This is a genomic window from Halomonas sp. BDJS001, from assembly GCF_026104355.1.
Taxonomy (GTDB): Bacteria; Pseudomonadota; Gammaproteobacteria; order Pseudomonadales; family Halomonadaceae; genus Vreelandella.
Window position 1 is genome coordinate 2,445,260 of record NZ_CP110535.1, and the last position, 23,828, is coordinate 2,469,087.

Annotated in this window: 22 protein-coding genes; 11 read left to right on the forward strand and 11 right to left on the reverse strand. The window is 55.5% G+C overall.

The window, feature by feature from the left end; genetic code table 11:
- The first annotated feature begins 15 nt into the window (after nucleotides 1-15).
- Entirely contained in the window at nucleotides 16-1,203 is a 1,188-nt protein-coding gene (locus OM794_RS11330) for an ABC transporter substrate-binding protein (RefSeq protein ID WP_226250012.1), read from the forward strand.
- Between the two features lie 40 nt (nucleotides 1,204-1,243).
- A complete protein-coding gene (locus tag OM794_RS11335; protein ID WP_226250013.1) occupies nucleotides 1,244-2,641 on the forward strand; it encodes a 3'-5' exonuclease family protein in 1,398 nt (465 codons plus the stop codon).
- A 46-nt stretch (nucleotides 2,642-2,687) separates the two neighbouring features.
- On the opposite strand, the gene OM794_RS11340 is transcribed toward OM794_RS11335, so the two are convergent.
- From OM794_RS11340 to OM794_RS11350, 3 genes are all read right to left on the reverse strand, one after another.
- Complete coding sequence (locus tag OM794_RS11340; protein WP_226250014.1) at nucleotides 2,688-3,488, reverse strand: alpha/beta fold hydrolase; 801 nt, start codon at nucleotides 3,486-3,488, stop codon at nucleotides 2,688-2,690.
- A 40-nt stretch (nucleotides 3,489-3,528) separates the two neighbouring features.
- Complete coding sequence (locus OM794_RS11345; protein ID WP_226250015.1) at nucleotides 3,529-4,197, reverse strand: 7-cyano-7-deazaguanine/7-aminomethyl-7-deazaguanine transporter; 669 nt, start codon at nucleotides 4,195-4,197, stop codon at nucleotides 3,529-3,531.
- A 186-nt stretch (nucleotides 4,198-4,383) separates the two neighbouring features.
- Complete coding sequence (locus OM794_RS11350) at nucleotides 4,384-6,357, reverse strand: propionyl-CoA synthetase (protein ID WP_265154609.1); 1,974 nt, start codon at nucleotides 6,355-6,357, stop codon at nucleotides 4,384-4,386.
- Between the two features lie 264 nt (nucleotides 6,358-6,621).
- Here OM794_RS11350 and OM794_RS11355 point away from each other — a divergent pair, with 264 nt between their 5' ends.
- Complete coding sequence (locus tag OM794_RS11355; RefSeq protein ID WP_008956925.1) at nucleotides 6,622-6,942, forward strand: ArsR/SmtB family transcription factor; 321 nt, start codon at nucleotides 6,622-6,624, stop codon at nucleotides 6,940-6,942.
- 17 nt (nucleotides 6,943-6,959) lie between these two features.
- On the opposite strand, the gene sohB is transcribed toward OM794_RS11355, so the two are convergent.
- On the reverse strand, nucleotides 6,960-8,003 hold the full coding sequence (gene sohB, locus OM794_RS11360; protein WP_226250017.1) for a protease SohB: 1,044 nt from the start codon (nucleotides 8,001-8,003) through the stop codon (nucleotides 6,960-6,962).
- 197 nt (nucleotides 8,004-8,200) lie between these two features.
- Here sohB and OM794_RS11365 point away from each other — a divergent pair, with 197 nt between their 5' ends.
- A complete protein-coding gene (locus OM794_RS11365; RefSeq protein WP_226250018.1) occupies nucleotides 8,201-8,512 on the forward strand; it encodes an SCP2 sterol-binding domain-containing protein in 312 nt (103 codons plus the stop codon).
- Between the two features lie 25 nt (nucleotides 8,513-8,537).
- Here OM794_RS11365 and nudC read toward each other — a convergent pair whose 3' ends face one another.
- The 4 genes from nudC to OM794_RS11385 are packed head-to-tail and all read right to left on the reverse strand — an operon-like array spanning nucleotide 8,538 to nucleotide 11,382.
- Nucleotides 8,538-9,323, reverse strand: coding sequence for an NAD(+) diphosphatase (nudC, locus tag OM794_RS11370; RefSeq protein WP_088701391.1), 786 nt, complete (start codon nucleotides 9,321-9,323; stop codon nucleotides 8,538-8,540).
- Complete coding sequence (gene dnaQ / locus OM794_RS11375; RefSeq protein WP_226250019.1) at nucleotides 9,316-10,053, reverse strand: DNA polymerase III subunit epsilon; 738 nt, start codon at nucleotides 10,051-10,053, stop codon at nucleotides 9,316-9,318. The genes nudC and dnaQ overlap by 8 nt, the downstream gene beginning before the upstream one ends.
- Nucleotides 10,053-10,523, reverse strand: coding sequence for a ribonuclease HI (rnhA, locus tag OM794_RS11380; RefSeq protein ID WP_226250020.1), 471 nt, complete (start codon nucleotides 10,521-10,523; stop codon nucleotides 10,053-10,055). Before rnhA ends, dnaQ begins: the two co-directional genes overlap by 1 nt.
- The gene (locus tag OM794_RS11385; protein WP_226250021.1) at nucleotides 10,516-11,382 is read right to left on the reverse strand and encodes a class I SAM-dependent methyltransferase; all 867 of its coding nucleotides are present in this window, start codon (nucleotides 11,380-11,382) and stop codon (nucleotides 10,516-10,518) included. Before OM794_RS11385 ends, rnhA begins: the two co-directional genes overlap by 8 nt.
- Before the next feature lie 111 nt (nucleotides 11,383-11,493).
- Between OM794_RS11385 and gloB the strand changes: the two genes are divergently transcribed.
- From gloB to OM794_RS11415, 6 genes are all read left to right on the forward strand, one after another.
- Nucleotides 11,494-12,261: a hydroxyacylglutathione hydrolase gene (gene gloB, locus OM794_RS11390; RefSeq protein WP_226250022.1), complete on the forward strand. Its 768-nt coding sequence runs from the start codon at nucleotides 11,494-11,496 to the stop codon at nucleotides 12,259-12,261.
- A 30-nt stretch (nucleotides 12,262-12,291) separates the two neighbouring features.
- Nucleotides 12,292-13,515: a transglycosylase SLT domain-containing protein gene (locus OM794_RS11395; RefSeq protein WP_226250023.1), complete on the forward strand. Its 1,224-nt coding sequence runs from the start codon at nucleotides 12,292-12,294 to the stop codon at nucleotides 13,513-13,515.
- Nucleotides 13,516-13,558: 43 nt separating this feature from the next.
- The gene (locus OM794_RS11400; RefSeq protein WP_226250024.1) at nucleotides 13,559-15,511 is read left to right on the forward strand and encodes an extracellular solute-binding protein; all 1,953 of its coding nucleotides are present in this window, start codon (nucleotides 13,559-13,561) and stop codon (nucleotides 15,509-15,511) included.
- A 77-nt stretch (nucleotides 15,512-15,588) separates the two neighbouring features.
- On the forward strand, nucleotides 15,589-16,662 hold the full coding sequence (locus OM794_RS11405) for a microcin C ABC transporter permease YejB (RefSeq protein ID WP_226250025.1): 1,074 nt from the start codon (nucleotides 15,589-15,591) through the stop codon (nucleotides 16,660-16,662).
- 2 nt (nucleotides 16,663-16,664) lie between these two features.
- Nucleotides 16,665-17,741, forward strand: a complete 1,077-nt coding sequence (locus OM794_RS11410; RefSeq protein ID WP_226250026.1) for an ABC transporter permease — start codon at nucleotides 16,665-16,667, stop codon at nucleotides 17,739-17,741.
- The gene (locus tag OM794_RS11415) at nucleotides 17,734-19,317 is read left to right on the forward strand and encodes an ABC transporter ATP-binding protein (RefSeq protein WP_226250027.1); all 1,584 of its coding nucleotides are present in this window, start codon (nucleotides 17,734-17,736) and stop codon (nucleotides 19,315-19,317) included. Before OM794_RS11410 ends, OM794_RS11415 begins: the two co-directional genes overlap by 8 nt.
- 173 nt (nucleotides 19,318-19,490) lie before the next feature.
- Here OM794_RS11415 and OM794_RS11420 read toward each other — a convergent pair whose 3' ends face one another.
- Together OM794_RS11420 and OM794_RS11425 are read right to left on the reverse strand one after the other, a co-directional pair.
- Nucleotides 19,491-20,195: a pseudouridine synthase gene (locus OM794_RS11420; protein ID WP_226250045.1), complete on the reverse strand. Its 705-nt coding sequence runs from the start codon at nucleotides 20,193-20,195 to the stop codon at nucleotides 19,491-19,493.
- Nucleotides 20,196-20,197: 2 nt separating this feature from the next.
- Nucleotides 20,198-21,010, reverse strand: coding sequence for an amidohydrolase (locus OM794_RS11425; RefSeq protein ID WP_226250028.1), 813 nt, complete (start codon nucleotides 21,008-21,010; stop codon nucleotides 20,198-20,200).
- Between the two features lie 72 nt (nucleotides 21,011-21,082).
- On the opposite strand from OM794_RS11425, the gene rarD reads away from it, so the two are divergent.
- Nucleotides 21,083-21,991 carry an EamA family transporter RarD gene (gene rarD, locus OM794_RS11430; protein WP_226250029.1) on the forward strand — a complete coding sequence of 303 codons (909 nt, stop codon included), beginning with the start codon at nucleotides 21,083-21,085 and terminating at the stop codon, nucleotides 21,989-21,991.
- Here the strand turns inward: rarD and OM794_RS11435 are convergent.
- Nucleotides 21,962-23,629 (reverse strand): methyl-accepting chemotaxis protein, encoded by a 1,668-nt coding sequence (locus OM794_RS11435; RefSeq protein ID WP_226250030.1) that lies wholly within the window; start codon nucleotides 23,627-23,629, stop codon nucleotides 21,962-21,964. The two genes, rarD and OM794_RS11435, sit on opposite strands and share 30 nt — an antisense overlap.
- Nucleotides 23,630-23,828: the final 199 nt, after the last annotated feature.

A 23,828-nucleotide genomic window follows, 5' to 3' on the forward strand; every position in this document is an offset into this window, starting at 1 on the left:
CTGGAGTTACTGACTATGTTGCGTTGCCTCTCACGCTGTTGGCACCCTATTCTGTTGAGTATCATCATTACCTTACTGTTTTCTAATTCAGTTATTTACGCAAATGAAGAGAGCGAAGAGAGCGCAAAAGAAGAAAGCCCTCTGGAAAATGAGTCCCTGCAAGATGGGAAAAGCTCTTCAGAAAGCATACCACTGACGCTTGATACGGACGTCGAGGTGCCAGAAGCATTTTGGCGACCCATTAACAGCGAAAGTGTCGAAGAAGTGCCCACCATGGCGCAGACTCCGGCGCCACCTCTAGAGCCGCCACCGGTTAAGCACATCACGCTTATGCTGGATTGGTACTTGAGTCCACAACATGCCGCTTTGGTGATTGCCAAAGAGCGGGGGTTGTATGCAGCTCAAGGGCTTGAGGTAGACATTCAATCACCGGCCGACCCCTCCATTGCCATCAAACTATTAACCGCCGGCGAAGTCGATTTGGCGTTAACCCGCCAGCCACTGCTTCACCTGTATGTCCATAACGGCGCGCCCATCACACGCATCGCGACACTAATTGAAACATCGTTATCAGCGGTCATCGTGGCAGGTCAAGCGCAGGCGGAAACAGAGAGTACCCTGGCTGGGTTACATTACGGTTATACCACCGGTGAAGGTCGCGACCTGAGCATTCCGCGTTTAATACCCCGCTCCGTGCGACAAACCGATGATTTCACCCCACCCGCCAATCTGCATTTTGATCCCATTCGTGCAATGCGCGAAGGACAGATTGACGCCGTCGCCGATGGTTTTTACCACTACCTCCCCCAGCAGTTGGCGACTGAAGGTATCAACACTCACGTCATTCGCTTCAATGAATTGGACATTCCCCGTAGCGATGGTCTGGTAGTGCTGGCCAATAGTGATACGCTTGTTCGCCGCGCCGATACCTGGTCCCGATTCGTGCTTGCCCTTGAGCAGGCGAGCCACTGGATTATCGACAACCCTGACGCCGCCTGGGAGCAATTGATTAGCGCGCACCCTGTACTCGACAACGACATTAACGCCAATGCCTGGGAGGATATCCTACGTCGCATAGCGCTGAGCCCCGCTGCGTTAGATAGCCGCCGTTACGCTGGTTTTGAAACCTTCTTAAACCAAATGGGCCTTACAGACGCGACACTACCCGTCACGCGCTTAGCGGTAGACCCCCACACTTTATAACCACGTATTGATCGCTTTCCATCCACTACCATGGCGGCCCATGAGCGAAACAGCTTTAATTTTTGTAGACGTTGAGACCACCGGCACCCGGACGACACGGGACAGGATTACTGAAATAGCCGCCCTTAAAGTCGTCAACGGCGAGCTAGTGGATCGCTGGACGAGCTTAATAAATCCAGGGTGCAAGGTGCCCGCGCAGATCACCCAACTGACGGGGATTCGTGACGACATGTTGGTTAATGCGCCCCGCTTTGCGCAGATAGCCGAATCACTTCGGGAGTGGTTAGGTGACGGGCAGCTAGTGGCCCACAATGCGCGCTTTGACTATGGTTTTCTGCGTAACGAATTTAAGCGTGCCGGGCAGGAGTACCGCGCGCCATTGCTATGCACGCTACGCTTATCCCGCCGGATAGCGCCTCAAGAGCGCCAGCACAACCTGAAAGCACTGCTGAGTCGCTACGCCATTACCTCCATCCACCAACACCGTGCTGGAGACGACGTAGAGGCGCTGTGGTCACTCTGGCAAGCGTGGCAGGTAGAGCACAGCGATGAAGCGTGGCAGCGCCTGCTGGGGGATGAACGCCGCCACCGCACGCTGCCCGCCCACCTGGATAGCGCCCAGTTGGAGGGGTTACCCGCCTGCCCCGGCGTTTATCTGTTTTACGGCCATAACCGGCTGCCACTCTATGTGGGCAAAAGCATCAATCTACGTAACCGGGTGCTCGGGCATTTTCAGCGCGACCATCAGGACGACAAAGAGATGCGTCTTGCTCAGCAGGTGCAGCATATCGAGTGGGAAGAGACCGCTGGTGATTTAGGCGCCCAGCTGCGTGAAGCGCAACTGGTGAAAACGTTAATGCCGATTATGAACCGCCAACTACGCAAGCAGCGTAAGTTAACGACCTGGCACTGGGCTGAGGAAGCCGACCACCCTGAAATGCTGAGTGGGAGCGCCCTCAGCCAGCCGCTGAGCATGCCACAAGGTGGCACGCTGTATGGGTTGTTTCGCAATGCCCGGGAGGCCAAGAACGCGCTGCGCGCGATTGCCGAGGAGCAACAACTCTGCCCTCGGGTGCTGGGGCTTGAAAAAGGTAAGGGGCGCTGTTTTGCCAACCAGGTGGGCAAGTGCCTTGGAGCGTGCAATGGTCAGGAGTCAATAGCAGCACATAACCAGCGGGCAAAGGCAGCGCTCAAGCAGCTTCAGGTCAATGTCTGGCCCTGGCCAGGCAGTATCGCAATTGAAGAACAGCCAACGGGCAGTGCATCTCCCGCCTGGCACGTTGTCCGCCATTGGTGTTACCTGGGCAGTGCGTCGAGCCTTAACAAAGCGCAAACCCTGGCGGACACGCCGGCAAGTTTCGATGTGGATAGCTACCGAATTTTGAACCGCTTCTTGCGCTACCCGGCGCAGCACGGCTTGACGATTACGCCACTCTGAAACACAGCACGGCTTACTTGCTCTTCACCTACTGCAAGCGCAGCTACTAAGCGTCTAAGAACGCCACGACCGCCTGCTGAAAGGCTTCTGGCTGGTCGGCGTGTAGCCAGTGGCCGGCATTTTTAAGCGTTACCAGCCGGGCGCGGGGCAACACTTCACGCAGCGCGGGGATCATGTCGTCAGCCACGTAATGGGAATCGCCGCCACGCAGCACAAGCGTCGCACCATCGTAGGGCTGTTCACCATCCGGCACGCCGATAATGTCGCTATAGCCACGCTGAATCTGGTCTAAGCCTACCCGTAGCGCCATCACGTTATCATCGTTACGAACGAGGTTCGTGGCCAAAAACAGCCGCGTGGGCCGGAAGTCCACGTGCTCGGCCAACAGATCGTCCGCTTCTCGGCGATTTTTAGGCTGCCCTTTCCGAACGTTTTCAAGCGCTGCAAATACATCATCGTGACCATGGTCATAAGCCACCGGGGCAATATCCGCCACAATCAGCGACGCCACCCGCTCAGGCGCCAAGCGCGCCAGACTGATCGCAACTTTGCCACCCATGGAGTGGCCTAGCACGTGAGCGCGCTCAATCGAGAGCTTATCGAGTAGCGCAATCACGTCATCCGCCATGGTGGCGTAACGCATTCCCTCTGCGTGGGGCGAGCGGCCATGGTTGCGCAGATCCAGCGCAATTACCCGGCGGCTGCGCTGCCACACTTTCAAGTGCGAACGCCAATTATCGGCACTGCCCAGCAAGCCATGAATCACTACCAGCGGGGTGGCATCCGCCGCGGCTTCTTCGGCGGGCATATCGATAAAGTGGAGATCAACGGTGGCAACGTCAGTCATGCTAGCTCCTCAGCCTTGCGAACTCTGTGTATTTACGCGATTACGCCGTGCGGGGCTCGGCATCCACCTGGCCTGTCCAAACCACCAAGCGGCGCGTTAGCCAGGCAAGCAGCAAGCCATACAGCGGCAGGAAAAACAGTAGGCTGATAGCAAGCTTGATTGCATAGTCGACGGCGGCAATTTCCACCCAGTTGGCGGCCATAAACGGGTCTGGGCTGTTATAGAACGCCGCCGAGAAGAATGCAAAGGTGTCGGCCAGATTGCCCAGCACCGTTGAGCAAACGGGTGCTACCCACCATGCCCACTGGCGCAAGCGGTCAAACACCTGAACGTCCAGCAACTGGCCGATCACATAGGCCAGGAAGCTGGCGAGGGCGATACGGGCGACAAACAGATTCCACTCTGAAAGAGCTTCAATCCCGGCAAAGCTGCCGCGGGGAAACACCACCGATACGATATAGGAGACCAGCAGCGCGGGGAGCATAACGCGCAGAATAATCGATCGCGCCGGCCCTTTACCAAACAGACGTACCGTTAGATCGGTGGCCAAAAAGATAAACGGAAAGCTAAACGCGCCCCAGGTGGTATGAAAACCAAACAGCGTAAACGGTAGCTGAACGAGATAGTTACTGGCGGCAATAATGCCAATATGAAAAGCCACCATCACCATTAGGCAACGGCGGCGCTGAGTCTCACTCAATGCAAACATGCGGGCAGACCTTTTTTTAATAGCGAAGAGGGGTTAGGGAACCCTCGGGGTAGTAAGCGCAGTCGGTCAGCTTGTGAAAAAAACTGTACGCCATGCTGAGGAGCGCATTATACGGCTTCTACGAGCTATTAAAAGTCGGGTAATAAAAGCCGCCCTCAATCTCGGGCGGCTCGAGCCTGCAAAACTTCAATCCAGCGGTGTGGCCCTGCCCGCCGCGCCTACCGAGCGCTCGCGCATGGCGGCGTGAACATCCGTCAGGCTGGTGGGGTCATCGATGGTCGAGGGAATAGCAAACTCTTTACCGTCGGCAATCGTACGCAGCAGCTTGCGCAGAATCTTACCCGAGCGGGTTTTGGGTAATCGGTCGACCACTAATACCTGCTTGAAGCAGGCAATCGGGCCAATATGTTCGCGAACCCGGGCAATCAGTTCGGCCTCAAGTGTCGCTTCATCGCCATTAAAGCCATCTTTGGGGATCACCAGACCAATCGGCAGTTGTCCTTTAAGGTCGTCATGAATCCCAATCACCGCGCACTCGGCCACCGCTGGGTGGGCACCCACCACCTCTTCCATTTCACCGGTCGAGAGTCTGTGCCCTGCCACGTTAATGACGTCATCGGTGCGGCCCATAATGAACAGATAGCCCTGCTCATCAAAATAACCGCCATCACCGGTTAAATAGTAGCCGGGAAATGCCGCCATATAGGCGCTATGAAAGCGTTTCTCGTCGCGCCACACGCCGGTCAAGCAGCCTGGCGGCATGGGCTGTTTGATCACCACACTGCCCTGCTCCATGGGTTTTGCCTGTTCGCCGTCACGGTTGAGCACCTGTACATTGAAGCCAGGAACGGGGAACGTTGCGGATCCCGCCTTGGTGGGAACGGCCTCAATGCCGGGCAAGTTGGCAGCGATCGGCCAACCGGTTTCAGTTTGCCACCAGTGGTCAATGACCGGCACGTCCAAAAGGTCATCCAGCCAGTGAAACGTGGGTGGATCGAGGCGTTCACCGGCCACGTAAAGATGTTTTAGGCTGCTGATATCGTAGTTCTGTAGCAGTTTGGCATCGGGATCCTCTTTCTTAATCGCGCGAAACGCCGTGGGCGCGGTGAAGAAGCTCTTTACCCGATACTCCTCGATCAAGCGCCAGAAGCTGCCCGCATCAGGGGTTTTTACCGGCTTGCCCTCGTATACCACCGTGGTGCAACCAACTAGCAAGGGGGCGTAAACAATGTAGGAGTGACCAACGACCCAGCCCACATCCGAGGCGGTGAAGAACACTTCACCGGGCTCCATGGCGTAGATCGCCTGCATCGAATAGGCCAGCGCCACCGCATAACCACCGGTATCGCGCATAACGCCTTTGGGTTTTCCGGTGGTGCCTGAGGTATAGAGGATATACAGCGGATCGGTTCCCTTCACCGGCACGCACTCAGCAAATGGGGCCTTGGCAACCAACTCTTCCCAGTCGTAGTCGCCCTCCTCCAATTCAGCCCGGTGCGCTTCCCGCTGATAGACCACGCAGGCAGAAGGCTTATGAGCGCTTAATTCAACGGCTTGGTCTACCATTGGTTTATAGGGCAATACCTTGCCCAGCTCGATACCGCAGGAAGCTGCAACCACCACTTTAGGCTCGGCGTCTTCAATCCGTGCCGCCAGCTCATGGGGGGCGAAGCCACCAAATACCACCGAGTGTATGGCGCCAAGCCGGGCGCAGGCGTACATGGCCACCAGGGCTTCAGGGATCATCGGCATATAGATCACCACACGATCGCCTTTGGTAACACCCAACTGCGCCAGCGCCCCTGCGAAATGCGCCACTTTATCGCGCATTTCGCGGTAGCTAATGTTTTTTTTGGCCTGCGCCGCGGGCGAGTCCCAGAAAATCGCCGCCTGATCACCGCGCCCATTTTCAACATGATAATCCAGTGCAGCGTAGCTAAGGTTCATTTCACCGTCGCTAAACCAACGGGCATGTGCTGTCCCAGGGCTCTGCCCGTCGTAGCTGAGGATGGTTTGAGGCGGCGTGTACCAGGGAATACGTTTGGCCTGCTCGGCCCAGAACGACTCAGGGTTTTCGATGGAGCGTTGGAAGGTGTGTTGGTAGCGGCTCATGGTGTCCCTATCTTTTTTGTAGTAGCGATGAAGAAGGATTGTTGACACTGTATAAACAAAACCGACATTCCACCCTCATACTATGGGCTAAATAACGACCAAAGCGGTAGGCAGAACAAAATATTGTCGACAAGATGGCGAGAAACTACCATTGATTAATCGTTAAACAGCGGCTTGGACAAAACTCGCTAAATTACTGATCATTAAACAACTTGATCCTCGCGACGCGACGATGCCTCGACAACGTACAAAAACGCCTCTAAAACAATGCTTATAAAACGCTGATGTAACAGTGTAGGCAAGGAGATCATTATGTCTGCTTCTACAAGCGCCGCTACACGCCTGCTTGAACATAACTGTCGCGCGATTGAAGCGGGAACCAACCTGCTCAAAGCGTTAGCCAACGAGAAACGGCTGCAAATACTCTGTCTGCTTGCCGAGAAAGAGCTGTCAGTAACGCAGATTAATCAACAGCTTGCGTTAAGCCAGTCGGCGCTTTCTCAACATCTGGCTATTTTGCGGCGTGATGAACTCGTCGATACCCGGCGGGAGTCACAAACGATCTACTACTCCTTAAGCAGTGAAAGCGCCAAGGCCGTCATTGCGACCTTGGCGCATCATTACGCTGCATAACGATGTGAGGTTTAGGCTCAGCGCCGCTGCCACCCAGCGGCGTCGATTAGCCCCAGCGCTTTCAGCGCGGCTTTCTCGACGCCTTCCGATATGGCCAATCCCAGCTTACGACTAACGGTCTTAGGTGCTTCCAGCTTGACGGTTAATACTTGCGCTTCGGCCATGCGCTCAACCAAATAGGCTTCGCTGGTACCCACGCTGTCGACCAACTGAAGGGACAGTGCTTCACTGCCGTACCAAATCTCCCCCGTGGCCAGGGTGTCGATATCCATGGAGGGGCGCCGCTCTGCCACATAGCGTTTAAACAAGCGGTGAGTATTCTCCAAGTCCTCCAAGAACTTTGCTTTGCCCTCTTCGGTATTTTCACCCAGCACGGTTAAGGTACGTTTGTATTTACCGGCGGTCAGCAGTTCGACATCAACATCGTGGCGCTTAAGCAGCCGGTGAATATTAGGCACTTGCGCCACCACGCCGATGGAGCCAATCACCGCGAAGGGCGCCGCCTTAATATGTTGCGCGGTGCAGGCCATCAGGTAACCACCGCTCGCCGCTACTTTGTCGACACACACGGTGGTGGTAAGTCCTGCGGTGCGCAGCCGGTCTAACTGTGCTGCTGCCAACCCATAGGCATGCACCAAGCCTCCCGCAGACTCAAGGCGCACCACGACTTCATCATCTTTAGCGGCGACGTCGATAATGGCGGATACTTCTTGGGCAAAATGCCCGGTTTGCGAGGCTTTCAGATCGCCGTGAAAATCGAGCACCCAAACACGTGAGGCTGGAGCAGCATCTTGCTCAGATTTATGCCCCTTATGGCGCTTTTTATCTTCGTTGCGAAATAGTTTTAGTAGTTTTTTACGTGCCCCGGGGAGCGTGGCGGCTAGCCGCAAACGCCGCCCGCGACGGCGGCGCTGATCGTTAAGTGGCTCGACTGTGAGCTTCAGTTCGCTCTCTTTATCTTGCCTGGTTCGCGCCATCAGCAGCAGGCCAATGCCTATCAGCGCCATCACGATGGTGGTTTGCACAACAAAGGTGCCTATTTCTGCTACCCATTCACTCATTGACGTTCTCCGTTAGAGGATTGATTCCTTTATGACCAGTACGTTGACCTATACCTGTGCAGGGTGTGCCTACAGTGCTTGATTGGAACGCACGTATGAAATAACCTCGCTTGCCTTAACGATTGTTTATTTGAGTAGCGGTCGCTAGCCTTAACCTGAACTACTTGAGCTCCATCTACTTCACTGAGAGATATGTTATGTCTAACAACACCCTTGAGAAGCTAAAAGCACGTTTCAATCCGGAAGCGGCAAAGGGCATGAATGAGGTTTTCCAGTTTCACTTTACCGATGCGGGCAGCTACTACTTAAACATCCAGGATGGCACATTGGACGTACAAGAGGGTGAGCATGACGATCCCTCTGTCAGCTTAAGCCTAACCACCGACACGCTAAAAGGCATTATGAGCGGCGAGATCAATGGTATGACGGCCTTCATGACCGGCAAGCTAAAAGCGACCGGCAATGTCATGCTGGCCACTAAGCTGACGAGCTTATTCCCTAGCGAATAACCGTTATCTCGGCACGCGGCGCCATTCACTCTTCGCGCCAGCGTGCCAGGTGGGTTTCGATCAGTTCGCGGGATATGGAGTACGGCGGCGGTAGAGAGGGCAATTGTCGGGGTGAAAACCACGCCGCATCGCTAATCTCCACCCCGTCGATGCGAATGCGCCGGGTGGTGGCCTCAGCGAAATAACCAAACATCAACGAATGCGGGAATGGCCACGCCTGACTCTGGTGGTAGCGCAGTTGGTCGATATGTACGCCCACTTCCTCGAATACCTCGCGATGCACCGCCTCTTCCGCTGACTCCCCCGGCTCGATAAAACCCGCCAAGGTGGAGTAGCGCCCGGGTGGAAAGCGCGGACTGCGGGCGAGCAGCATGGCTTCCCCACTGGTCACCAAGGTAATAATACACGGTGAAATACGCGGATAGTTGCGATGCCCGCAGGCGTGGCAATGCATAGCGAATTCCGCCGTAAGCTTGGTAGCCGGTGCGCCACAGCGACCGCAGAAGCGATGGTTCTCTAACCAAGCCCCCACCTGCAGCGCCGTGGAGAGTAAGCTAAACCAGGCGGTGGAAAGTTCACTCATCCATTGGCGACCATCAATCCAACCACTACCGGCCTGGGGCTCAACAAGCAGCGCCACCGGCTCATCATTCCAGTAACAGAGCGGCTGCATCTGCTCTGTCCAGGGTTGATAGGGCTGCAGCGGGGTGAGTTCTTCACTACCGTTTAAGGGTGCGGGCGCCAACAGGCTACGCGACAGTCGAATAACCCTACCGGCTTGTTCGTGATGGGGTATTTCTCGCCTAAGCATCGCTGGCCGCACCTGCAAACCAGTTCAATTGATGCGCTTCGCACTTGGCCTTATGGGCGGCGCGTTCTGCGTCGGTTGGGCGCACCACGCGCAGCTGGCCGGGCGTTAAAGAGAGACGCTGAATTGACATCCCCTCATTGGAGGTATCCGCCTGCTCCTGCTCCGCTGCGGTGGCCGCGTCCAAGGTCAGCGCGGTTTGCCCCCCGGTCATCGCCAGGTAGACCTCGGCCAGGATCTCCGAGTCTAACAGTGCACCGTGCAATACCCGGTGGCCGTTGTCGATATCATAGCGCTTGCATAAGGCATCCAGGCTGTTGCGTTGGCCGGGGTGCATCTTGCGCGCCATGGTCAGCGTATCCAATACGCCGCAATGATCTCTAACTGGCCCCAATACAGGGGATTTTCGCTGCTGGTTCAACATGCTCAGCTCATGATCAATAAAGCCCACATCAAAAGGGGCGTTATGAATCACAAGCTCTGCACCTTCGATAAATGCCCAAAACTCATCGGCAATGGCCGCGAATACCGGCTCGTTAGCAACTCTGGCGTCATCAATCCCGTGAACTTCGACGACTTCAGCGTCGATATGCCGCTCTGGGTTGATGTATTGGTGATAAGTGCGACCAGTGAAGCGGCGATTGACCATCTCGATAGCACCAATTTCGACCAGCCGATGTCCCTCTTTTGGGTCGATGCCCGTGGTTTCCGTATCCAAGATCACCTGACGCATCATGCTCTCCTCTTCTGGTGTTCATCAATCGCTTCGTTGGCTAACGCATCGGCACGCTCGTTGCCTGGATGACCGCTATGCCCTTTCACCCAGTGCCACTCGATTTGGTGGCGCTGGGTCTCTTCGTGGAGGGTCTTCCACAGCTCGGCATTTTTGACCGGCTGCTTGGCAGCGGTTTTCCAGCCGCGCTTGATCCAGTTATGAATCCACTGGGTGATGCCCTGGCGAACATACTGAGAGTCCGTCCAGAGCGCCACTTCGCAAGGGGTATTGAGCGTGCGAAGCGCCATAATCGCAGCCATTAACTCCATGCGATTATTAGTGGTCTCGGCCTCATAGCCTTTCAAGGTTTTCTCATGCTCGCCACTCGCCAGCACGACGCCCCACCCACCGGGGCCTGGATTGCCTCTACAAGCCCCATCGGTATACACCGTTACCCGAGGTAGATGTCCGGCCGCCTCTTTAGTCAATCTCTTGATCCCTTGGTTTGTGTAGAACAGGTTTCTGTACAACAGATCTCTGTAAATCAGTTTGCCTTGTTTGATCCTGATGCGTTGCAGGTGCTTGACGGGATTGATAGTGGGCGGATGAGCCAGAACGGGTAACCCCCAGCGACGCCGGGGACGCTGGCGCCTTCAAGCCAAATTTCAAGCGCTGCACCGGCGCTTGGCGCTGCTGACGACGCGCCTGAATCATATAACTTTCTCCCAGCGGCAAATTATGCCGCCGCCCTAACGACTCCCAATACTCTCCACACTTGGCGCTCATTCGCCCTCGAAAGCAGCAATAGTCTACCCGCTCCACCTCAAAGTCGACAAACGCCAACCAATCGCGCAGACGACTTGCGGAGCGCCAGGCTCCGCTCCAGGGAAACGTCTGTTGGCGCTTTCGCAACTGCCGGGTAAGGCCACTCACGCCGATAGGGTTAAACCCAAACAGCACCATAATGCCGTTGTCAGCAGTGACACGCGCGGCCTCCTGGAGCGTGAAGTGGGCATCGGTTAAGTGCTCAAGCCAGTGGTGAATGACCATTACATCCAGGCAGCGATCGGGCAGCGCGAGCTGATCCGGTGGGCATACCAAGGTGCTATCGTTTTCGGCTAACTGAAGCGTAGGCGACCAGCGTATAGGGTGCGCAACAGCCGACATGGTCATCAGCGCCGGCCCCATGCTCATTTCCAGGCTATGGCCGCCCACACGTGATTCCACCACGGGCCCTAAGCAGGCTCGCTGGGTTTCCCAAAGCGAACGCCCCGCTTCTGATTGCCAATAAGGCTGGCTACTTTGTAAGCGCTTAGCCAGTGTCGTGGCCGTCGTCGAATTTGACATGAACAGCGCTTCCCTCCACAGTAACGGCTTTTTAACGCCTTTTACGCACCGATTTAGCGCTAATAAGCGCAATGTTTGATGTGTTTTTTCGTAACTTAAAGGATCTCGCCGATGATGAGCGTGACACCGATCCCCGCCCTTAGCGACAACTATATTTGGCTATTAAGACAAGATACCAGTCAAAGTGTTTGTGTGGTGGATCCCGGTGAAGCTGCCCCGGTGATCGAGTTTCTCGAGCGTGAGTCGCTAACCCTCAGCTGCATTCTGATTACCCACCATCACCACGATCATACCGGTGGTTTAGCGGAATTAATTAAACGCTACGCCCCACATGTTATTGGCCCAGCCAATCCTGAGATTGAAGGCATTGATGAACCCGTAGGTGACGGCGACGAAGTGCGCATTATGGGCCGTTTGTTTGACGTCATAGCGACCCCCGGCCATACGCTGGATCATATCAGCTACTTCACAGCGGGTATCCCTGCACTGCTGTTCTGCGGTGACACCCTTTTTTGCGCAGGCTGCGGTCGTTTATTCGAAGGTACGCCTGAGCAAATGTACACGTCGCTGAAAAAATTTGCGGAACTCCCTGAAGATACACTGGTCTTTGCAGCTCATGAGTACACTCAGGCGAACCTAACGTTTGCCCGTGCTGCGGATCCTGAAAACGAAGACGTCATACACGCCTTGCAGGAGTGTGAAAAGGCGCGGGCATTGGATCGCCCTACCTTACCCAGCACGATAGGACGCGAGCTGAAAATTAATCCCTACCTTCGCGTGGGCACTGATAGCGTGCGCCAGGCGGCAGGAACCCAGGGTGTTAATAATGACGACCTCGCAACGTTCACCACTCTACGCGAGTGGAAGAACCGTTTTTAAGAACGCTATCGAAACCAAACGAATGCAACTATGACCTATCGAACGATTCGCCAGCGCTTAATGCTGAGCGCTGGCAGTACCGTAATTATGGGCCTAATGTTAGCCGCTGCGGCAAGCTCTCAAGCCTCTGCTACAGCTTATGAAGGATCTACTGCTGCAACAAGTACATCAGTAGACGCCACAAAACCTCACCCCACCCCGTTTCAAATCCATTTTTGGGAGGCGCTGGAGCTAGAACCCCAAGACGCCTGGACGACGCTGCGTAAGAGTTTCCAGTGGCAGGAGAAGCCACTATCAGCCGAGGCCCAAGCACGGGTAGACGAGTGGATTGAGTACTATCTGTCCAGCCCCGACAATATTGCCACCATCACCGAACGCGCCACGCCCTGGCTTGCCTGGATTACCCAACAGGTTAGCGAACGTGGTCTACCGGGTGAAGTCGCACTCATTCCTTTCGTAGAGAGTTCCTTTGATCCAGGTGCGCGAAGTCATCGCGGTGCCGCTGGGCTTTGGCAGTTTATGCCTGGCACCGGTGATGCACTGGGCCTGGTTCGCAATGGTAACTACGATGGCCGATTAGACGTTTTAACCTCCACCGAGGCAGCGCTGGACTACTTGGAAATGCAGGCTGATCAGTGGTACGAAGGCGACCTGATGCTGTCATTAGCCGCTTATAACGCTGGAGCGGGAACGGTTAATCGCGCTTTGCGGCAAGCTCAAAGCCAAGGCCTGAAGGGTGACTACTGGGATCTCTCACTGCCCCATGAAACCATGCAGTACGTACCCAAACTAAAAGCCATCGCGACGATCATTAATGCCCCTGAAGAGTACGGCGTCAGCTTGCCGGAAATACATGTTGATCCGGCGTTCGCGAAAGTTAAGTTGGCCCATGCGGTGACCCTCTCCGAAGCCTCCCAACTGCTGGATGTCAGCCAAACCGCGTTAGCCGAATTAAACCCTGGCCTGCTGAATGGCAGTATTGACCCTCGTAGTGCCCAGACGCTGCTGGTTCCTGAAGAAGTGGATACACAGATGCTTGCACAACTTTCCCAGGGGGGCAATCAGGCATCAGAAAGCACCCAGGCGGTAGCGCAAAATAGCGCTGCCGATACGCATCGCGTTGAAAGAGGCGATAGTCTCTCCGCGATTGCTGCCCGGTATAATGTCAATCAACAAGACCTTATCCGCTGGAATGCGATTGACCGCCCCGGCGCCTTACAACCAGGCCAGTTGCTGACACTTTCAGGGCGTTAAACCGGGTTAACCTAATTGGCTTTGTTCACATGGGATGTCTCCAATGCCGCGTGGTTTGTTTTTTGCGAAATCGCTTCTACTCATCAGTGGCCTGCTGTTCAACGCATCGTTACTGGCTTCAGAAACGATAGCGTCAGAGTCGACGTCTAGCAGTGATTCATCTATCACCACCTCTAGCGCTAACAACGTGGTAGGCGATCTAAATACAGACGAAAACAATGGCGTACCGGTTGAAACGGTTCACGGGCTATCGCTCTACGATAGCCCTGCCCTAGAGGCTGGCTTTCCCTACTTCCCCCATGTAAATCCCCAGGCCCCCAAAGGCGGCACCATCACCCATACCGCCGTGGGGAGCAGTTTTGACTCGACCAATCCGTTTATCATTCGTGGCACGCCGGTAACCGGCATTTCACAAATTTACGACACCCTGATGGCCAGCAACCCCAATGAGCCCTTTAGTCTTTACGGCCTGTTGGCTGAAGGTGTACGTCTTGACCCGGAAAGGGAGTGGATTGAGTTCGACCTGCGGCCGGAAGCGCGCTTCCAGGATGGCGAACCGGTCACCGCCTACGATGTGGTATTCTCGCTTAACTTGCTGCGCGAAGAGGGTAATCCGTTTTACGCCAGCTACTACGCTGGGGTAGAAGAAGCCATCGCCCTGAATGAGCATCAGGTACGCTTTACCTTTAACGATACCGAGTCACGGGAACTGCCGTTAATTGTTGCCCAACTGCCCATCCTTCCCCGCCATTACTGGGAGCCCAGAGATTTCACCTCGCCGACGCTGGCAGCACACCCAGGCTCCGGGCCCTACCGTATTAGCGAGGTAGACCCTGGTCGGCGAATTGTTTATCAGCGCGATGAGAATTACTGGGGTAAGGATTTGCCGGTCAACGTTGGTCGTTACAATATTGATCGCATCGTTTACGACTACTACCGTGACCGCGATATTGCCTGGGAAGCTTTTAAAGCGGGACTGACGGACTTCCGTACCGATGCACGCGCCGCCACCTGGGCGATTGGCTACAATTTTCCAGCCTATGAAGAGGGCTTGGTTAAGCGGCTAACAGTGCCTGATGTTAACCCCTCCATGATGCAGGCGTTTGTTTTCAACCTGCGTAAAGAGAAATTTCAGGATCCCAGAGTGCGGGAAGCGTTGAGCCTGACCTTTGATTTTCCGTGGCTCAACACCAATATTTTTTACGGCACTTACCAGCGCACCGAGAGCTTTTTCCAAAACTCTGAAATGGAAGCCACCGGCTTACCTTCTGAAGAAGAGCTGGCCCTATTGGAGCCTTTCCGCGAAGCGTTAATAGCCTCTCACGGCTCTGACCGTCTCTTTACCGAGCCGCTGCCCATTGAGCAGCCCACTGATTTGCGCGAGAGGCTGCGTAAAGCGCTCGACCTGCTGCGTGAGGCAGGTTATCGCGTAGAGGACGGCGTGCTGGTCAATCAGGAGACTGGACGGCCGCTAAGCCTCGAAGTATTGCTCTATGACTCAGGCCTTGAACGGGTCGTTCAACCCATGCTTCGCAACATGGCCCGCCTGGGGGTGCAGACATCGCTGCGTATCGTTGATATTAATCAATATTTAAACCGGCAGCGCAATTACGACTATGACATAGTGATCAGCCATTTCCCGCAGTCGAACAATCCGGGCAATGAGCAGCGTGACTTCTGGACCAGTGCCGCCGCCGAGGCACCGCAAAGCCGTAACCGGATGTCACTGGCGCATCCGGCAGTCGATGCTCTGGTGGAGGAGATCATTAGTGCTAGTGGCCGCGAAGAGCTGGATACGGCCACCCACGCGCTGGATCGGGTGCTACGCTGGGGATTTTATGTCATTCCCCACTACCACTCTGGGGAGACCCGAATCGCCATTTGGGATAAGTTCGGCTACCCCGAACCGTTCCCAGAGTATGCCATGGATCTGGATGCGTGGTGGGTCGACACTGACCGTGAAGCAGAACTGCAGCGCCGTCAGCGTGGCCGCTAACGCTGGCTGAATGACAACGACTTAATCGCAACGGCTTATCCTCAACGGTTTCATCGTCATAAACCTCGGAGTGCTCTGTGGCCCGTTATACCCTACGCCGACTGCTGCTCATGATTCCGACCCTTTTCGGGATTATGCTTCTCAATTTTATAATTGTTCAGGCGGCGCCGGGCGGGCCAATTGATCAAATGTTGGCGCGTTTTGAAGGCGCCAACGCCATGGCCAGCACTCGTCTGGATATGGGCGGCGCCGATGTTCAGGTCAGCGACGACTCCCGGGGCGCCCGGGGAATTGACCCGCGCTTTATCGAGCAGCTAGAGCAGCAGTTTGGTTTTGACAAACCCGCCCACGAGCGCTTTATCGGCATGATGGCGGACTACCTCACCCTCGATTTTGGTACCAGTTTCTTCCGTGACCGCCCGGTCATCGAGCTGATGATCGAACGGCTGCCAGTTTCTATTTCTCTGGGGCTCTGGACGACCCTGCTGGTGTATTTAATCTCTATCCCGTTAGGGGTTAAAAAGGCGCTGCGCCACGGCTCCCGGTTTGATGTCTGGTCGTCAGGGTTAGTGATTGTCGGCTATGCGATTCCGGGCTTCCTGTTTGCCATTCTGCTCATTGTGCTGTTTGCCGGGGGCACCTACTGGGACTTATTCCCTTTACGCGGTTTGACCTCGCCTGACTTCGATCAGCTTTCCGCCTGGGGCAAGGTCAAAGACTACTTCTGGCATATCACGCTGCCGGTGATCGCCGCCTCGATTGGCAGCTTTGCCACGCTGACGATGCTGACCAAAAACAGCTTTCTTGATGAGATTCACAAACAGTATGTGATTACCGCCCGCGCCAAAGGTGCCGACGAGCGACGCGTGCTCTATGGCCATGTATTTCGCAACGCCATGCTGATTATTATTGCGGGTCTGCCCTCTGCCATGATCGGTATTTTCTTCACCGGCGCACTGCTCATCGAAGTCATTTTTTCCCTGGATGGGCTGGGCCTACTCGGTTTCGAGGCGGTCATGCAGCGGGATTACCCGGTGATATTCGGCACCCTCTTCCTGTATACCGTCATTGGCTTAATCCTCAAGCTGATTTCCGATTTGACTTACGTGTGGGTCGACCCGCGTATCGATTTTTCGACACGGGAGTCGTGATAATGGCCTCTTTATCGTCACGTTTATCACCGATCACTCGCCGTCGACTGGCCGCTTTCAAGGCCAATCGTCGTGCCCGGATATCACTCTGGCTATTTGCCACGCTATTTATCCTTAGTCTGTTTGCCGAGCTAATAGCCAACGACAAACCGATCATCATGCAGTACGACGGCCAATGGTACTTTCCCATGCTGGTGGACTACCCAGAAACCGAGTTTGACGGTTTTCTACCCACCCGAACGGACTATCTGGATCCCTTTGTTCAGCAACAAATTGATGATCACGGCTGGGCGCTGTGGCCCATCATTCCATTTTCATACCAGACTCTGGATATGAATATGACCCGCCCTTCTCCGGCACCGCCGGATAGCCGCCACTGGCTGGGCACCGATGACCAAGGCCGGGATGTGACCGCACGGGTGATTTATGGCTTTCGACTCTCGGTGGCCTTTGCGCTGGTACTCACCGCAGGATCGTTAGTCGTCGGTGTGGTGGTGGGCGGTGTGCAGGGCTACTTTGGCGGCAAAATTGATTTGATCGGTCAGCGGTTCACCGAAATCTGGTCCGGCTTGCCAGTGCTGTTCCTGCTGATTATTTTAGCCAGCTTTGTTCAACCGGGGTTTTGGTGGCTGCTGGGGATTATGCTGCTCTTTTCGTGGCTGGGTCTGGTGGATATCGTACGTGCCGAGTTCCTGCGGGCGCGTAATTTGGAGTATGTGCGCGCGGCCAAAGCCATGGGCTTGCCGTCACGCTTGATCATGTGGCGCCACGTGCTGCCCAATGCCATGGTCGCCACGCTGACATTTATTCCGTTTCTATTTACCGGCGCTATTGGCACCTTGACTGCTCTGGATTTTCTCGGCTTCGGCCTGCCGCCGGGTGCTCCCTCGCTGGGTGAGCTTGCCGCCCAAGGCAAAAACAATCTGCACGCCCCTTGGCTGGGCATCACGGCGTTTATGACCCTGGCCATCATGCTGTCACTGCTGGTATTTATCGGTGAGGGCTTGCGTGACGCCTTTGATCCCCGCCACGTACAACAGCGCCAAGCAGGCCCAGCCCAGGAGAGTCAGCATGCCTAATCCCCTGCTGCGCATTGAACATCTTGATGTCACCTTTGATAACACCCCGGTGGTTCACTCACTCTCACTCACCCTCCATGCAGGCGAAACCCTGGCAATTGTCGGTGAGTCCGGCTCGGGTAAATCGGTATCGGCGCTGGGTGTGGTGAATTTGCTGCCCAGTAATGCCAGCGTTAAAGGTGAACGCTGGCTGGGTGATACCAATCTGGCCACTTTAACGGGAAGTGAGTGGAACGCTATACGCGGTAATCGCGTCGGTTTTATCTTTCAAGAACCGATGACCTCCCTCAACCCACTGCATCGCGTGGGTAAGCAGATCGGCGAGGCGCTTCGCCTTCATCAGGGGCTGCGTGGCGAGGCCGCCCGCCAACGCAGCAAAGCGCTATTGGAGCAGGTGAAGCTGCCGCGACCTGATGAGCTGCTGGATGCCTGGCCTCACCAGCTCTCGGGTGGGCAGCGCCAGCGGGTGATGATTGCCATGGCGATCGCCAACAATCCCTCACTACTCATTGCCGATGAGCCCACCACCGCACTGGACGTCACGGTACAGCAAGAGATTCTGGCTCTACTGCGTGAACTGCGTGATCACCATGGCATGGGCATGCTGTTTATCAGTCACGACTTAAACCTGGTGCGCCGTTATGCGGATCGTATCTGCGTCATGTACCAGGGCCGCATTCAGGAGATCGGCCCGGTGGAGCAGGTCTTTCAACATCCGCAGAGCGATTACACGAAGGCGCTGCTAGCTGCAGAACCGGAAGGGAGGCCCCAGGATATTGAGCAAAAAGCGCCGCTACTGACAGCACGTCAGTTGAGCGTCAGTTTCAAGCGGCCTAAAACCAGCTTGTTCAAGCGCCAGCCGCCCGCTTTCGTGGCGCTTCAACCTACTGATTTCCACATTGCGCCGGGAGAAACCCTGGGAATTGTGGGTGAGTCCGGCTCGGGTAAAACCACGCTAGCGTCGGCTGTCATGCGGCTGGTCACCAGTCAAGGCGATGTGATGCTGGGCAGTGATAAACTCAGCGCCCTAACCGGCGATGCGTTACGCCGTCACCGGCATCGCCTACAGATGGTATTTCAAGACCCCTATGGCGCCCTTTCACCCCGTATGCCGGTGTTTGATATCGTCAGCGAGGGCTTGCGCTTTCATTACCCCCATCTCACCACTGAAGAAGTCGCCCAGCGGGTCAAGCAAACGCTGCACGAGGTAGGTTTGCCCGAGAGCTGTGCCGCGCGCTACCCACATGAGTTCTCCGGCGGTCAGCGCCAGCGCATTGCTGTAGCAAGAGCGATTATATTAGAACCAGAGTTGTTGGTGCTGGATGAGCCAACCTCGGCGTTAGATCGCACCGTCCAGAAGCAGCTGGTCGCTCTGTTGCGCGATCTACAGGTGCGTCGCCAGTTGAGCTATCTGTTTATTAGCCATGACCTGGCCGTCGTCCGCGCCATGGCCCACCGTATTATCGTGCTCAAAGATGGCGAAGTGGTCGAACAGGGCCCCTGCCTGGAGGTTCTTTCAGCGCCACAGCACGCTTACACCCAAGCACTGATTGCCGCTGCGCACTTAACCTCTTAAAAAGCCGTATGCTGCTAACTGCTCTAGCGGAAGGCAGCTGGTAACTCTTTTGTTTTCTGAGCACTCAAATTTAGCAATAGGTTGAGCCAGCCCGTAAGATAACGGTATAAAATAGCAGCAAAAATAGAGCCGCTTGCCATAGTAGGAAGCGGCTAAAGCGTTAAACCATTGGCTCAGAAAAGCGCGATTTCATCGGCGGTTAATTCTCGCCACTCACCGGGCGCCAGGTTGGCATCCAAGGCTAAGTCCCCAATGGAGCGGCGGTGCAGCGAATTGACATGGTTACCCAAGGCAGCAAACATCCGCTTTACCTGATGGTAGCGCCCTTCAGTAATGGTCAACTCTGCTTGGTTGGGCGATAAAAACCGCAACGTTGCGGGCTGCGTCGGCGTCTCTTCCCCATCCAGCATAATGCCCTCGGCCGCTTGGCCAATCGCCCACTCGGCGGCCGCACCTTCGACAGGCTCCGCGAGTTCAGCGATATACACTTTGGCGCAGCGATGGCGCGGCGAGGTGACACGGTGCGACCATTGGCCATCATCGGTTAACAGCAGCAATCCCGTGGTATCCACATCCAACCGCCCTACCGGCTGTAACCGATCGGCTTTGGGCAGATCTATCAGGTCTATAGCGCGCTGATAGAGTCCGCGGCGGGCATTGCACTCAACGTCGACGGGTTTGTGCAGCATAATGTAGCGCAAGCCAACCAGCGCCAACCGCTCGCCGTTGAGCACAACCACATCGTTATCGGTATCGATCTGGGTCGCCGACTGTTTGATCGGCTCACCGTTGAGGGTCACTTCACCATTTTTGAGTGCCCGCTTGGCGAGGCTACGGGTTAACGGCGTGGTTTCACTCAAAAAGCGATCAAGGCGCATCATTAACCCACTCCTGGCAGCAACTGAAAGTGGTCGGCATCTTGCCAGGCAGGAAATTTTTCACGAAAAGCATCAAGGGCAGTTTTATCCAGCGTGCCCGTCTCTATGAACGGGGTATGGGCAGGTTGATCAATCAGCGGTTCGCCTTTGAAGTCGACCAACAGGGAATCACCACTATAGGCAAGCCCTTTGGCATCTTCTCCAACGCGGTTTACGCCAATGACATAGCTTAGGTTCTCTACCGCACGGGCCTGCAGCAGCGTACGCCAAGGGTGACGACGGGGAGCTGGCCAGTTGGCGATACACAGCAGCGCATCATACTCGAAATGCTCCCCTTTTGCTGGCTGCTGGCGCATCCACACCGGAAAACGCAGGTCGTAACAAACGCTCAGTAGCAGCTTGAAGCCGTTGAGCTCTACCACCTTGCGCTCACTGCCCATGCCGTAGCGCTCATGCTCACCGGCCATGCGGAACAGATGGCGCTTATCGTAGTGGGTCAACGCCCCCTCTGGCGTCGCCCAAATCAGCCGGTTATAAAACTCGCCGCCCTCTTCGACCGCCACGCTGCCGGTCATCACGCAGTTGCGCGCCTTCGCCTGGGCCTGTAGCCAAGCAACGCTTTGGCTCTCTGCCATCGGCTGGGCCATTTCGCGGGAGTTCATGGTAAAGCCTGTGGCAAACATCTCAGGCAATACAATAAGATCCGTATCGCGGCTATCCAGATCGCCCAGTAACTGCTCAAGATGGGCGTGGTTGGCCTGGGGGTCTTCCCAGCGCAGATCACACTGCACTAGCGTGTTCCTAAGTTGACTCACTTCACACCTCCAATTCGTCAGTCTCAAGGCAACGTTTATGCTAGATTAGCATCTTTAAATAATGAGGCTGCTATGCTTCCCACTCCAACACGCGATCCTGCTGCCGTCAAAGGCGTTATGTTTGGGCTGACCGCCTATATCATGTGGGGCTGCTTTCCGTTATTTTTTGCCCTATTCGACGGTGTTCCCGCCTTTGAAATCTTGATTCACCGCATTATTTGGGCGTGCCTATTTCTGGTTGGTTTGATTACCCTTCTGCGCCGCTGGCCTCCGGTGGTCACTGCATTGGGCGAACCCAAACGGCTTGGTCGGGTGTTGGCCTGCGCGCTACTGATCGGGTTTAACTGGGGCATCTATATTTATGCGGTAGAGTCAAAGCAGGTATTGCAGGCCAGTCTAGGCTACTTCTTAACGCCTTTAGTGAACGTCGCGCTAGGCATGCTGGTATTGCGGGAAGTGATGGCAAAGCTGCAACTGGTCGCCTTGGGCTTGGCCAGTGTGGCCATTGCAGCGCAGTTTGTGATGCTTGGCGAGCTGCCCTGGCTTAGTCTGCTGCTGGCGCTCAGCTTCGGCAGTTATGGCCTGTTTCGTAAGCAGGTGCCGCTGGACGGTTTATCCGGACTGTTTGTAGAAACCCTGTTGCTATTCCCCCTCGCTCTGATCGCCTTGGCATGGTTAAGCTGGAACGGTAGCTCGCACTTTCTACAGGATTCGTCCTCGACTGGCCTGCTGATCGCCAGTGGCGTTTTGACCGCGCTGCCGTTAATGGCCTTTGCCGGCGCGGCACGCCGGTTGCGTTTGGCGACCCTGGGCTTTTTGATGTATATCAATCCCAGCATTCAGTTTCTGATTGCCTTAACCGTGTTCGGCGAGCCCCTGGGCGTTATACAGCTGGCAACGTTCGTGCTTATTTGGATCGGGCTCGCGCTTTATTCCTGGTCGGCGTGGCAATCACGCCCGCGCTATGCTGCGACCAGTTAATGCCAGCGGCGGTGATGCACTGGCATCGGCAGCAGCTTGAGGCATAGGCGACGACACACTGTCCCGTTCAGGCTGGTAGCCGACCCGGAAGCCGCCCCAATGCTTACCCTGTACATACACCGGGACTGAGAGGTCATGCATGATCTCCCCGGTATCGCGCTTGTAGGTTTGTAGCAGCAGCGGCTTTTCATGAGCACCACAGCGGCTGCCGGTCGGATCATCGAAAATCCGTTTATTGCGACAGAATTTTAAATCGTGGGCATAGTCACCGGTTGGCGCGAGGCTCACCGCTTTGTTATGGGTCGGTACATAGCCATTACGGTCACAGGCAATGGCATAACTTAAATTCAGCTGAGTGAGTAAAGGCTCCTGCAGTTCGGGCAGATAGCGATCGGTGAAGCTGTCAAAACCGGTTTTATATTGCGGCGGCTGCGTACCCGGAATCTGCTCATAATGGGGCTGAAAGAGGTGGGTGCCTGAAAGCTCCCCACTGGCAATCGCTTTCTCCAGCAGCTTACCCAATTTATCGGCGGTTAATCGTGCGGCGTGGAACACCTGTTGGTGACGGCCCTCTAAATGCTGCTGGGCAAGTTCACCATCGACACCTTCCGCAGCCTCCATCAATGCGCGGGCCTGTTCAGCCAAATCGTGCATATTTCGGTTGCCTTCATCTACATCATCTTCCAACTGGCTCAGGCTGTCCGCCACGGTTTGACTATGCTGACGGGTGTTTTCCATCGCATCGGCAACACGGGTGATTTCGCTCTGCACCTGGTCGAATTCCTCAGTCATCGTACCCAGACTGGTGCCGACCACTTGCAGCCCCTTGGAGCGCTCGCTGATACGGGCCATTAAGTCACCAATGGTGTCGACTACCGACTGGCCACTCTGATGCATATCCTTAACCAGCTCATCGACACTTTGCGTCGCGGTAGAGGTCTTGAGCGCCAGGTTGCGCACTTCCCCGGCAACGACGGCAAACCCTCGCCCGTGTTCACCCGCTCGGGCCGCTTCAATTGACGCATTGAGCGACAGCAGATGGGTCTGTTCGGCGATACCCTCAATCATGGAGGTAACGTTGCGAACGCGCTCTATTTTATCGTTCAGCGCGGTCAGCATCTCCAGCGCTTGGTTGGAGCGGTCGGCGACGTCGCTCATGTCCTGGATAATATCGTCCAGCTCAGCATGGTTGTGATGACTGGCTTCCCGGGCGCTCTCTGCCAGCGCCGCCACTTGGCTGGCGCTGGCACTCACCTGCATAATAGCTGCATTAATGGCCGTCATACTCGATGAAGCCTCACGGGCCATGGTCTCTTGTTTGGTTAAGCGCTGATCCATCAGGTCGGCGTAATGCGACACTTCTGCCGAGGCAATCGCGGTGCTACTAGCGCGCTTCATTAACCGGTAGGCCATGGCACGCAGCGACCGGTAATCACACAGCGGCTTAAAGCCAAGCCGACGCTGCTCCAGGCGACGTTGATCGGCTCGGTAAACGCCATCTAGCGCACTAAGCAGCATAGCACCCCCGCCCATCGCGGCGAACAGGAGCGCCAGGTAACGCCAGTAGCCGCCCTGAGCGGCAAGCCCTATGGAAAGCGCCACGAACAGCACCGGGACTAACAATCGCAGTAAGCGCATGAGCAGTACTCTTTTATTGACATTATTGAGTATCGAAAATACTACTTCTGGGGACTGAACTCCCCTTCGCGGCTAAGCTTAGCGTGTAACGCTTATGAAAGAAGTAGCACTTTGGGGGAAGAAAGCAGCACTTTTGGAGAAGGCAGGAAGCGCATAAGCGCTTGGTCATCATTGGCTTAACACCGTGCAAATGAATATA